The sequence below is a fragment of the Prevotella ihumii genome (assembly GCF_900155655.1).
In the GTDB taxonomy this organism is placed as follows: domain Bacteria; phylum Bacteroidota; class Bacteroidia; order Bacteroidales; family Bacteroidaceae; genus Prevotella; species Prevotella ihumii.
Window position 1 is genome coordinate 583,304 of record NZ_LT706987.1, and the last position, 12,375, is coordinate 595,678.

Consider the following 12,375-nt stretch of genomic DNA (forward strand, 5'->3'; position numbering starts at 1 on the left):
TAGACCTTTTGGGATAGCCCTTATTAATACTTCAGATAAAATTCCTAAGGTTATATTTTCAATCCTTTGGACCGGGTTTCCTCCTTGGCATACAGCCCCGGATGCCCAGTTATGGTGTGATTGGCGATAATACTTTCCGATGGATTGCGTATTTGCGGTGATGTATCTTCGGGATATTGCCTGATACCGTTTCGCACACCTTTCGCTTCCGGTTTGACCTGTTGCCCTTCATGCTCCTTTTCGGTGATTTCGGGTGTAGGCGGCGCAAGTTCCAGCTGTATCTTGCGGTCAAGGGCGGCAAGTTCGGACTTCAACTGTTTCAGTTCTTCCTCCTTCTTCCACACCTTGCCTGCTATCTCCTGCAACTGCGGTATCTCACGTTCCAAGACCTCATTCTTCGCTTTATACTGGTCGATGATGGAGGGGATTCTCTCAATCGCGTTGAGGAAGTTGCGGGCGGCGGCCAACGGGTCAGCCAGCGCCAGATGCCCGTTGTTGTAGGTGTACTTGTAGTTCCCCTCGACCACGAAGCGGTTGTCGGTAAACTCCAATCCCTCTTTGAGTATCCTTTCGCTGACCACCTTTATCGGGAAACCGTAAAACTCTCCAACCTGCGTGTACAACCCTCCGGTCGTGGCATTCTTGGCTATCTCCTGCAAACGCTTTCCGATGACTTTCTCATCGGCGGAATCCACTCCGTCCACCTTTATTATATTAAGGTGATTGCCCTCCTTGTCGGTCTGCACCACAGAGAGGAAGCGGTTCCAGTCCTCCGTCATGGCATCTATGAAAGCTGTGTTGTTGCCCAGCTCGCGGGTCTTCGATTCCAGCTTGAACTCCGAATCACGCTTGCCCTTGTTGAACGACTTGCGTTCCCCTTCGAGCGAGGCGATACGTTTTTCCAGTTTCGCCTTGTCCAGCAGGTCGGTGTTGCCGGATAGCAACGCCATATATTCCGAGAAGTTCATGCCCGATTTCTCGTCCATTGCCCCCTCGTCGATGGTACGCGCTTCCATAGCACCGCTTTTAAGCTGGCTGATGAAAGTCTGCTTGCAGTGCAGGAGGTTGAACTTGTAACTGTCCAGTGATTTTTCCACCGCGTAGATTATTACGTCCACGTTGTTCCCGGCGAAATGCTTGGCTATCTCGTTGCCTGCTCTAACTCCCCGTCCGTCACGCTGTTGCAGGTCGGACGGTCGCCACGGCGTATCAAGATGATGAATTGCCACACACCGTTTCTGTGCGTTCACACCCGTTCCGAGCATGGAGGTGGAGCCGAACAGCACACGCACCGTCCCGGCGTTCATGGCGTCTATCACCGCCTTCCGCGCCTTGTCGGTCTTGCACTCCTGAATGAAGCGCACCTCGCTTGGCGGTATGCCGTAGTCCTCCGTCAGTTTGCGCTTGATTTCCGAATAGACGTTCCACCCATCGCCCGGCTGGTAAGTCCCCAAGTCAGAGAAAACGAACTGCGTGCCTTTCTGCGCGTCGTATTTTTGATAATACTCCGCGATTATTTTGGCACAGTGGCTCGCCTTGTTGTCGGGGTGGTCTTCGTAATGCGGGTCTATCATGCGCATGTCGAGTGCCATCTTCCGGGCATAGTCCGTGGCGATGAGCATCTTCGCCTTTTCTTCCGTTTCCGAAAGCGGCAGCCTGCCCAACAAGGTGGCATCGCCCGTCTTGGCGAACTGCATCAGTTTCTGTATGAAGTCCTCCTGTTCTGGCGTGGGCGGTATATGGTGCAGTATCTCGTTCTTGGCAGGACGGTCAACGCCCACATCCTCCGCCGTGCGGTAGTCCGTGATTTCATTATAGAAGGCGGCAAGCTCCGGCACTTTGATGAAGTAGCGGAAACGCTCCTTCTGGACCACATTGTTCGTCACGTTAAATTCAAAATCCGTCGTCTTCTTGGCAAATATCGCCGCCCAAGCGTCGAAACACCTTATGTCCTGCCGTTCCAGCTCCTTCGGGCGCAGGTACTTGAACAGCAGGTACAATTCAGTCAGTGAGTTGCTGATAGTCGTGCCGGAGAGGAAGGTCGCACCCAAGTCTTTTCCTGTGCGCTCCTGTATGGTGCGTATGGCAAAGAGCATGTTAAGTGCCTTCTGGCTTCCCTCGCTGTTTCCCAATCCCGCCACACGGTCGTGGCGCGTGTTGAAAGTCAGATTCTTGAACTGGTGGCTCTCATCTATGAAGATGTGGTCGATGCCCATCTGCTTGAAATCCACCACGTCGTCCGTGCGTGACTTTATGGCGTGTTCCACCTTCTCCAGCTTCGCTTCAAGGTTGTGCTTGCGCTTCTCCAATCCTTTCAGCATCGCCCGCGACACGTTCTTTCCCTGCTGCCGTAGCACTTCGAGGTTTTCCTCCACCGTGTCAAGCTCTGCTTGCAGGATGCGCTGCTGCAATTCCGGCGACTGCGGTATCTTGCCGAACTGGTCGTGCGACATGATGACGCAATCGTAGTCGTTGTTCTTTATATTATTGAAGAAGCGCACACGGTTGGCGGTCGAAAAGTCCTTCTCCGAAGCGTACAGAATACGTGCGTTGGGATATGCCGCCTGATAGGTGGCTGCAATCTCCGCAACGTTGGCTTTCAGCCCGATAATCATCGGCTTGTGTGCCAAATTCAGACGCTTCATCTCATGCGCGGCGATGCACATTATCAGCGTCTTACCGGTTCCCACCTCGTGGTCGCAAATTCCGCCGCCGTTCTGTTTCAACATCCAGACGCAATCCATCTGTGAGGGATAGACGCTCTTGATACCCCGGCTTGCCAGCCCTTTCAGGTTGAGGTCGGGAAAGGTCTGATGGGAGCCGTCGTAGCGCGGGCGCACGAAACAGTTGAACTTGCGGTTATACATCGTCGTCAGCCGCTCCTTGAACTGTGGCGACTGCTCTTCGAGCCATTCGGAGAAGCCGTTTCGTATCTCGTCAATCTTGGCGTTGGCGAGCTGTATTCCCTCGCTGTCGCGCACCTTGATGTCGTTGCCATGCTCGTCCCTGCCGATGGACTTCATCATGTCGGGACAGGTGTTGTGCAGGGCGTGTTTCAGAAGGTGCATGCCGTCATAGTTACGGTAATACCCCTTCACCAGAAACTCGTCCGTGATTTTCATGGTGCGGTAGCCGCACGCCACCGAAAACTCGTCCATGCTTGCAGAGTAGGCGATTTTCACCTCCGTGTCGAACAGCCGGCTCATGTAGGCGGCATAGACACCCGTCGGAATCCAGCGTTCCCCGAAATTGAAATCAAGGTCTTCAAAAGCGATGCGCGGCGGTTCGGCATCTTTCAGAGCCTCCAACGCCTGCTTCACCTCCGGCATACGTTCACTTTCGGGGTTTTCGCCCATCCAAGCCTCTATGCGTTCCGCTTTCTCTATCACGTTTCCGGCAATAAAGCGGTCCTTAATCTCGTAACCGGTTACGAGCGGATTGTAATAGATGCGCCCTTGCAGGGCTGTGAGCAAATCCTCCGCCGTACTGTCGGTTATCTCCCGCATATAGTCGAGATCGACAGTGCCGAACTTGTTGAGCGACGCGGACAGTGCTTCTTCGGGTGAGCCGACGTTGGCATGGCTCTCCACGGAGAAGGAAACGGGACGCTCGAAGATGTCCGCCTTGACAAACTTCCCGTTCTCCGCCCGTTCCAGCGAAAGGATGTCACGCCCGCCCGCGTCCATCATCACTAACTTCACGTTCTGCTTGGCGTTGAGGTTGCCGTAGCGCATGACAAACTCATCGTAACAGGTGTTTAGATGCTCTCGCCACGGGACATTTGCTTCATGCAGGTTCGATTCATAGCGGTACAGCCGCTCGTAGGCGTCACGGAGTAAAACATACTGTAACGCCTTCTCCTTCTGGTAGCCTTTCAGGTCGAGCGGCTGGAATGTCGCCCCGTATGGCGTGATGTCCTTCAGGTAGCCGATGTTATGACGCCCCCTGTCAGCCACCAGCGACCCTTCGCGCAGGTGCATCTCCGGCGTGCGGTGGTAGGCACGCGGCGAAAGGTCCACGACTTCTTCCTTCGGCTTCTCCGCTTCGATGTCGGGGAAAAGGGAGGTCGCCACCGCTTCCGGTGGGGTATCTGTAACGGCAGGTGCGGTGACTGCTTCCGGCTGTGTTTCCTCCTGCCGTGGTTGCTCACGGGGAGTGTCCGGCACGGCTTTCACTTCCATCTTTTCCGCCGCCGCTTGTTTCTCGTTATGCTGCCTTGCCAGTTCCCGAAGTTCCTTCCTGCGTTCCGGCGTCAAATCCATCATCATCTCGTAGAAGCCGTTGATGGGAGGATTGGTATCCCAGTCCAACGTGGCATAGATGTCGTCTGGGTCGGCAGGCTTGGCGGTGTTCTCCGTTTTAGCCTCCTTGTTCTCTGTTACAGTCTTAGGGGTGGTAGCCGTCGGCACAGCCGTAACATTTTGTGTGACATGCACCTGTGGCTTGGGTAGAACGCGCCTTGCCGAGCTTTCCTTTTTCGCCTCCTTTTTCTTTTTGGCGGTTTTTGGTTGTTGGCTGACTTCTTCCGTCATCCCCCAGAGATCGAGCAAGGATAGCTGCACACCGTCAGAATATTTCGGACGTGGCTCTATCTCCGGCTTTTCCTCTGTGGGTTGCGGTTTCTCCGTCGGAGTTTCCACCGCCTGCATCGAAGATGTTGTTTCCATCTTTATGGCAGTACGCTCCACCTCCTTTTGAACGGTAACTTTTTCTTCCGTTCCCGACTGCCGGATTGAACCCGAATACAGACGCATGGCGAGCCTGTAATGGAAATCCTCGTCGAGCATACGGTGCAAATCCCCGGCGATGCCTGCTGCCTTGCCCTCGTGCAGATAGACCATAGCGGGCTTCCCGTATGGGTCGGTGTCAAGTTTCGCCGTCGTATGCACGATGCGTTCCGGGTGGTGGATGAAATAGGCGTTGTCGGTCAGGTCGGTTTTCGTGTCCGTCTGTATTACGGTCATCAGCCGCTCGTCCTGCGACATTTCCTTCTTGCTGAGGTTCTTTTGCAGGACAATCAGGTCACTGCCCACTTCTGTCCCCGCGTTGTCCGTGAACAGGTTGTTGGGCAGGCGTATCGCGGATACCAGATCAGCCTTACTGAACAGCTCGTTACGCACGGAGGTCTTGGTGCTGTTCAATACCCCTTGCGAGGTGATGAACGCCACGATACCGCCGTCACGCACGGCATCCAGTCCTTTGAGAAAGAAATAGTTGTGGATGGCTTTCTGGGCGGAGCGTCTGCCGAATGAGTCGCTCCGCTGAAACTCAGGGTCGAACACGGCTATGTCTCCGAACGGAATGTTGGACACCGCCAAGTCGAAATAATTGTTGAACGGTCTTTCGATTTTCTCAAAACCGCAGGTGCGCGTTTTCTTGCCGGGATAGAGATGCCTCAGGATTGTACCCGTGAGCAGATCCTTCTCGAAAGCCATCACATCCGCATTGGGGTTGTGCCGCAGCATGGAATCCACGAACACGCCAACCCCCGCCGACGGTTCGAGCATACGGGCGGGGCGGACGCTGTAATCTGCCAGCACGTCCGCGATGGTGTCGGTTATCTCTTTGGGGGTGTAGAAAGCGGTCAGCACGGACGCTTTCAGCGAATCCACAAACCGCTTGTACTCTGTTTCGTCCTTGCTGTTCTCACGGATAAGCCTGTGCAACTCCACTGTCGGGGCGAACAGTTCGAGGTCGGATTTCGCCCACCGGACGGCATCCGTCAGTTCCTTTGCAGGGTTGAGGATACATTTCAGACCGCCGAAACCGCAGTACCTTTGAAGTATGGCACGCTCTTCGGTTGTCGCTGTCCTGTTTTCCCTGTCAAGGATGAATGCCGTCCGTATCGCCTCGATGTTGTCCCGCAGTTTCTGTTTGCGGTTAAACGCCATATTCCCCGATGTAAAGGACGGTTGCCCCCGTCAGCTCCGTGTAGAGCAGGTCGTAATCGGAAGACAGGGCGAAGTTGTCGTCCGAAAGGTCATAGACGGAGAACACGTTGCCGACAAGCGGCATAAGTTTCAGAATAAAGGCTTCTTGTTTCTCTTCCGGCACTTCGTCGAAAAACTCGCTCTCCACGACTTCACGGAGAATGGCGTACCGGGAATAGCGCAGCCCGCGCAGCAGCGTGTCCATCGCCTGCTCTTGCGCGCCATCGGCGGGATAGCCTTCGAGCCGCGCCTTTTCATACGTTTCGGCGGCACGGTCGGCCCGTTCCCGTATGAAAGCGGTGTCAGTCGCCTGTTCAAACTTGTTCGTGCGGAGGTAGTCCAGCAGGTACAGACCGTAATAGGAAAAGTCGGTCTGACCCTCGTTTTTCTTCTTGTTGTTCATTACTTTGGAGTTTAGTGGATTGATATTTAACGGGATAATTGATTGGAAAAAGGAAGAAAAAGGCACTCGGTATCCCTCCGAGTGCCACCACTAAATCCAAAGTATGAGTGTAATCCGGTATCGAAGAACAATTCATTACTCTGAACAAGTGGCAAAGTTAGTGCAAATCGAAGACAATACGAAAAAAACTTGTTTGTTTCTATTGTTGAGATGCAGCCTAACTTATCAAAAGTTAGTGATTATTTCCTTTTTTTCGGATAGGAAGACTTGCATTTCTTTTCCGGGAACACGAACGTCGTGTTATATTCCCCGTCAAAGGCGACTATGGCATCGAAGTTCTTGCCCTGCTTGCTCTTGAAGCCTTTGAGCGGCTTGGTGTGCCCGTCGGTGAGCAGGTCTTTGATTTCGTCGTCGGACAGGGTGCGTCCCGCTTTCTGCCGGAACACGGGCAGTCCGCACTCCGTGTTGTCGCAACGTACCACCTTGCCGTAGAACCGCATCCTGCCCGTGCCGCACTTGGGACACGCGCAGCCGGAATCACGGCTGCCGAAGAGCTTGTCGCACGAGAGCAGTTCGGAGGTGATTTCCCGTGTGTACGCCTCTATCTCCTTGCGGAAAGTGTCGGCGGGCAGTTCCCCGCGCTCGATACGTGCCAGTTCCTTTTCCCATTCGCCCGTCATGGCTACATCGGCGATGCGCATCGTCTTCACCACGGAATTGAGGGCGAGTCCCTTTTCGGTGGGAACAAGCGACTTCTTGCAGCGTTCCATGTAACCGCGCTTGAAAAGCGTTTCGATGATGGACGCTCGTGTGGCGGGAGTGCCGATGCCGCAGTCCTTCATCGCCTGCCGCAGCGCGTCGTCCTCAATTTCCTTGCCCGCTGTTTCCATTGCCGAGAGCAGGGTGGCTTCGGTATGCAGCGGCTTGGGTTTGGTCTTTCCTTCGGTGATGGAGGTGGCTTTCAGCGTGAGCGTGTCGCCATCCTGCCAGCCGGGGATGGTAGTTTCCTCCTTTTCCTCGCCATAGACGGCACGCCATCCGGCTTGCTTCACGACACTGCCTTTCACGGTGAACTCCACTCCGGCACATTCTGCCGTGACAGCAGTCACGTCCTTGACGCATTTTTCGGAGAATGCCTCTATCATTCGTCCGGCAATCATCTGATAAATGGTGCTGTCCTCTTTGGAGAGGAAGAGCGGTTTCTCTCCCGTGACGAGCAGGGCATGGTGGTCTGTTACCTTGCCGTCATCCACGCTACGGCGTGTCGGGATGGCTTTTGCCCGCACCTTGTCTTTCCATTCGGGCTGCGTGCCGATAAAGGCGAGTAGCTTGGGGATTTCAGCGAACACGTCTTCGGGGATGTAGCGGCTTCCCGTTCTCGGATAGGTTATCAACTTCTTCTCGTAGAGCTTCTGCGCGATTTCAAGCGTCTGTTCCGCCGTGAAGCCGTGCTTGGCGTTGGCTTCTTTTTGGAGCGTGGTCAGGTCGTACAGCAAGGGAGTTTCCTCCGTCTTCTCCTTACGCTCTGCTTTCGTTACCGTTGCGCTGCCTGCCGCCTTTACCTTATTATATAGCTCCGTTGCCGGTTCTTTCGACTTCCATTTCTCGGAGGATGAGAGTTTCACGACCTCGCCGTCGCAACCGTCTGTTGCGATATGGAGCTGCCAGAATGCTTCGGACGTAAAACGGCGGTTCTCCCAATAGCGTTCACACACCATCGCCAGCGTGGGTGTCTGCACACGCCCCACCGAATACGTGCCATGTCCGGCGGCTATGGATAACGCCTGAGTGCCGTTGATGCCCACGAGCCAGTCGGATTCGCTCCGCGCTTTGGCGGCGAGGTATAGGTTGTCGTACCTGCTGCCGTCTTCGAGGTTGCGCAGTCCCTCACGGATAGCCTTGTCGGTGAGCGAGCTGATCCACAGACGCACGAAAGGAGTGGTGCAACCCGTATAGTGGTAGAGGTAGCGGAAGATAAGCTCTCCCTCGCGTCCGGCATCGGTCGCCACGATGATTTGTTCGCTTGTGTCGAACAGTCTTTTGATGACTTTTATCTGCGACACCACGCCGCTGTCGGGCTTGTAACCTTTCTCCGTCCTGACCTGACGGGGGACGAGCGTGAATGTGTCGGGAATAATCGGGAGGTTGTCACGGACAAATCCGCGCACGCCGTAGCCGTCGGGCATGGCAAGCTGAACGAGGTGTCCGAATGCCCATGTCACGGCATAGCCGCCTCCTTCGAAATATCCTTCCTCTCTCTTTGTCGCGCCCACGATGCGGGCGATTTCACGTGCCACGGAGGGCTTTTCTGCAATGATTGTCTTCATGTTTTCTTGCTTTTTTGTTGATACTTTGGATTTTATTTTGGATTCAGTGGCGGACACGGGATTACATTTTCATGCCTTTGTTGTTCTTCTTTTTCGGCTTCTCCTGCTGCTGTTGCTGGCGGTCGTCCTTTGGGGCGGTCTGACCTTTCTGCAAAGGCTCTTTCAGGTTCTTTGTCGCCTCGTTGGTTTTGCCCTCGTTGTTCACCGCCACCTGTGTGCGGCTCTCGTTGGACGGGGCGACCTGCTGGGCGTTGTCGGGGTTCGTTTCGTAGCGGTACGGGCGGCCCTTCTCCGGGTTGAACTTGATATACATCGTGGCATGGAAGCCCTGCTTGTCGGTCACGTTCTCCAGTTTCACGGCTTTACCCGCCACGTAGTCGGCTTTCTGCTTGTCGGTGAAGTTCACGCCGCTCCATTTGCTGATGGGGCGGATGCTGCCGTCCTCGTTCATCCACGTGTTGCGGCGTTGCTCCTTCTTGGTCTGTGCGGCATTTTCCCCGCCTTGCGCCTGACTTTTCGAGGTGTCACCTTTGGCTTCCTGCGTCTGTGCGGTACGGGGCGACCTTCCGGTTCCCGGCACGAACTCCACGCCGCGCTGCTCCACGTTCACTTGAAGGGTGGTGACGAACTTCCTGCCGTCGTTGCGCTCGATGAGCTTGTCGCGCACGGGCAGTCCGGCGCGGAGCATGTCCTGCTCCTGTTTGGTGATTTCCGTCTTGCCGATGCGCTCCGGGATGCGCACCTTGTTTGCCGGAATGTCCGTGATTTCATTCGTCTTGCGGTCGATGCTGATGTAGGAGGGGATGATTTCGCCCGTTTCCCTGTCCACAATGTCCACGACCCTGCCGAGGTTGCCCGTTTCGCGCAGGTTCTTCCGGTCATCGTCGGAGAATTTGTGTTCCTTGTACTCATCTAACTTCTGCTCCTTGCGGATGAAGTGCGGCACGAGGCTGACATTTCCCTCGCCGTCCTTCTTGAAGGAGAGGCGGGCGTCCAGCTCGAATGATTCGCCGCCGAAGGTGGGCTTGACCTTTACCAAGTCGGACTTGCCGTAGTGGAGCATCTTCGTAAGGTCTCCGGACTTTTCAAGGTCGTCACGCTTCACGCCCCATCTGTCCTCCAGCTCCTGCCAGTTGATTTTGCTCTCGTTGATGGGTTGGTAGCCCTGTCTGCCCTGCGTCTGTTGCGGGCTTTCCTGCTGTTCTTTCTGTTGTTCCATGTTTTCCTGTTTTTGAGGTTCTTGTTTCTCTGTCTTTTGTGCCGCCATCTCTTCCTGCACCTGCTGTTGATAAGGGAAGGTGTCGATTTTGTGCGGTGCAAGGATTTGTTTGTTCTGGTACGGATGCTGAAGCAGGTCTTTCATCACGCCAAGCATGGAATCCACTTGGTCTGCCGCGATGCGGTAGAAACCGAAGCGGCTGGGTTCCTTGCACTGCCGGAAGAAGTTCTTGAAGAAGTTGTCCAGCACGTCGCCGTGTCGGTCGAATTGCAGGAAACTCTGCGCGTTCTCAGCTTTCGCAGGGGTACGCTTGGGTGTGTCGTCTGCATTCAGCCCGGCTACCACGCTGATCTCGCCCGTCTTCTCGTCACGGACTACCAGCACGTCCTTTTCGTCTTTTTTCTTTGCCATTTGAAAAATGTTTTAATGGGTTATTTATGAAAGAAATTATGGATACGAGCCTTGTAGAAGGCTATATCTTCTTTTTTGAAGTCCTTGATATGGTTGGAAAGGAATGTCAGCACATCCTCCTCGCTGTAATAGGTTTTCTTGCCCAGTGTCTTGTAGGGCAATGCGCCGACACTGCGGTAGCGTTGCAGTGTGCGCTTGCTTATCTGGAGCAGCATGCACAAATCCTGATTGTCGAAAAGGCGGATGCTTTCCGTGATAGTAGGCTGTTTCCCCTCAGCCTTCATCGCCAGCAGCAGTTCGTCCTGACGGTCGAGCCGTTCCATCAGCTTCTGCATCCAGCCCTCGAAGTTGTTTCGTGTGAGCAGTTCCATGACCTATGTCCTCCTTCCTTTTGGTTTGCCGCCAGTGCGCAGCGTGTGGTTGCGTTTCAATTCCTGCGGTGTCGCCGCGTCCTCGTTGACGGCACACGCTTCAAGCAGGCGGTCTATTTCCGACTGCCGGTAGCGGCATTTACCGCGAAGCACGACATAACCGATGCGTTGCTCGCTGCGCATACGCTGGAGGGTGCGGGTACTCACGTTAAGCAGGTGCGCCGCCTCGCGTGTGGTGAGCAACCTGTCGGGCGATGCCGCTTTCTTGTCGCCGGAGGCGGCACGGACGTGTGCCGCAATCTCCGCTATCTGTTCCGTCAATGACCGGAAGGCAGAACTTTCCATCGTTATCACTTTCATATTCAGTCCTTTATTTTTGTTTATTTTCATGAACATAGGCTGCGCCTCGGCATACCGTTCAAGCAAGTTTGACGCTCTACACTCGGCTTGCTCTATGTTTCTGCGACAAAATTCGGCAATAAACAAAAGGGGCTTTAACAACTCACTACGTGACTCACGTAAGATTTTTACGGAAGATGGCTCCGTAACCCGGTCAAACGGTGCAACAGGCAGCCTTTCAGCGGAAAACGGTACGTGTTAAGGGCTGCATCGTTACCTTTGCGGGCAAACCGATAATTGCATGAATATGGAAATAGTATCTATCGAGAAAAAGACTTTCGAGATGATGGTGGCGGCATTCGGCGCACTCTCGGAGAAGGTCGCCGCCCTAAGGCGCAAAAGCGACACGGGGCGCATGGAAAGATGGCTCACGGGCGAGGAGGTCTGCGGGCAGTTGAGAATAAGCCCGCGCACGTTGCAGACGCTGCGCGACAGGCGGCTTATCGGCTACTCGCAGATAAACCGCAGGTTCTATTACAAGCCGGAGGAGGTTAAGAGGTTGATACCGCTTATCGGCACGCTCTATTCGCACGGCAGATGATTTGATTTATTCACCCACTGAATCCGAAGTTATGATGAACGAGACCAACGATGTTTTTACGATGGAAGACGAGCCGATAGCCTCTGTGATGCAGGATATGCGCAAAGGCTCGAAATGGCTGTCTGTATTTCTGGAAAGTTACCGCCCTCCGCTGGACGGGGAACGTTACCTGACTGACGGTGAGGTGGCGGAACTGCTCCGTGTCAGCCGACGCACCTTGCAGGAATACCGCAACAACCGCGTGTTGTCCTTCATACTTTTGGGAGGGAAGGTGCTTTACCCGGAAACGGGGCTGCGCGAGGTGCTGGAAGCGAACTACCGCAAGCCGCTGGAGTGAGGCGGCCAACATGAAAAAGGAAACGGGCGACATTTTGTGGTGCTGCCCGTTTACTTTTTATATACTTGGGTGTTTTAATGACCTTAAAACCAGTTTTTTGATTGATCCAACCAATTTCTATCGTTAGAAATTCATATAGTTAATAAAAAGTTGTAACTTTGCATTTAACGCAATCTAAAAATTAATTGTAATGGCAATTTTAAACAACATTAAAAATGTACTATCAGAAAAAGGAGTTATGAGCAAATGGTTGGCAAAACAATTACAGAAAGATCCTGCAACAGTATCTAAATGGTGTAATAATCATTCTCAACCTGATTTGTACACATTTGTTCGTATTGCAAATTTGCTTGATGTTGATGTTCATGAACTTATTTGTCATACAAAAAAATAGTATCTAAAGGAATATAGATGTTTCACCATTTTTAAGCATGTAA

General features: G+C 53.8%; 9 protein-coding genes. 3 read left to right on the forward strand and 6 right to left on the reverse strand.

Annotated features, from left to right (window positions below; all coding sequences use genetic code 11):
* Positions 1-50: 50 nt before the first annotated feature.
* The 6 genes from CZ367_RS02705 to CZ367_RS02730 all read right to left on the reverse strand — a co-directional run bounded on the left by CZ367_RS02705 (position 51) and on the right by CZ367_RS02730 (position 11,021).
* Positions 51-5,891, reverse strand: a complete 5,841-nt coding sequence (locus CZ367_RS02705) for an N-6 DNA methylase (protein ID WP_077195546.1) — start codon at positions 5,889-5,891, stop codon at positions 51-53.
* Positions 5,881-6,333 carry a DUF1896 domain-containing protein gene (locus CZ367_RS02710; RefSeq protein ID WP_002561000.1) on the reverse strand — a complete coding sequence of 151 codons (453 nt, stop codon included), beginning with the start codon at positions 6,331-6,333 and terminating at the stop codon, positions 5,881-5,883. Before CZ367_RS02710 ends, CZ367_RS02705 begins: the two co-directional genes overlap by 11 nt.
* A gap of 239 nt (positions 6,334-6,572) precedes the next feature.
* Positions 6,573-8,660 carry a type IA DNA topoisomerase gene (topB, locus tag CZ367_RS02715; RefSeq protein ID WP_002561001.1) on the reverse strand — a complete coding sequence of 696 codons (2,088 nt, stop codon included), beginning with the start codon at positions 8,658-8,660 and terminating at the stop codon, positions 6,573-6,575.
* A gap of 61 nt (positions 8,661-8,721) precedes the next feature.
* Positions 8,722-10,290, reverse strand: coding sequence for a DUF3945 domain-containing protein (locus CZ367_RS02720; protein WP_002561002.1), 1,569 nt, complete (start codon positions 10,288-10,290; stop codon positions 8,722-8,724).
* Between the two features lie 20 nt (positions 10,291-10,310).
* The gene (locus CZ367_RS02725) at positions 10,311-10,661 is read right to left on the reverse strand and encodes a helix-turn-helix domain-containing protein (protein ID WP_004291454.1); all 351 of its coding nucleotides are present in this window, start codon (positions 10,659-10,661) and stop codon (positions 10,311-10,313) included.
* 3 nt (positions 10,662-10,664) lie between these two features.
* Entirely contained in the window at positions 10,665-11,021 is a 357-nt protein-coding gene (locus CZ367_RS02730) for a helix-turn-helix domain-containing protein (protein ID WP_002561004.1), read from the reverse strand.
* Positions 11,022-11,301: 280 nt separating this feature from the next.
* On the opposite strand from CZ367_RS02730, the gene CZ367_RS02740 reads away from it, so the two are divergent.
* The 3 genes from CZ367_RS02740 to CZ367_RS02750 all read left to right on the forward strand — a co-directional run bounded on the left by CZ367_RS02740 (position 11,302) and on the right by CZ367_RS02750 (position 12,332).
* Positions 11,302-11,601, forward strand: coding sequence for a helix-turn-helix domain-containing protein (locus CZ367_RS02740; protein WP_019131010.1), 300 nt, complete (start codon positions 11,302-11,304; stop codon positions 11,599-11,601).
* Positions 11,602-11,632: 31 nt separating this feature from the next.
* Positions 11,633-11,938: a helix-turn-helix domain-containing protein gene (locus CZ367_RS02745; protein ID WP_002561005.1), complete on the forward strand. Its 306-nt coding sequence runs from the start codon at positions 11,633-11,635 to the stop codon at positions 11,936-11,938.
* A 190-nt stretch (positions 11,939-12,128) separates the two neighbouring features.
* The gene (locus CZ367_RS02750; RefSeq protein WP_002561006.1) at positions 12,129-12,332 is read left to right on the forward strand and encodes a helix-turn-helix transcriptional regulator; all 204 of its coding nucleotides are present in this window, start codon (positions 12,129-12,131) and stop codon (positions 12,330-12,332) included.
* Positions 12,333-12,375 lie beyond the last annotated feature (43 nt).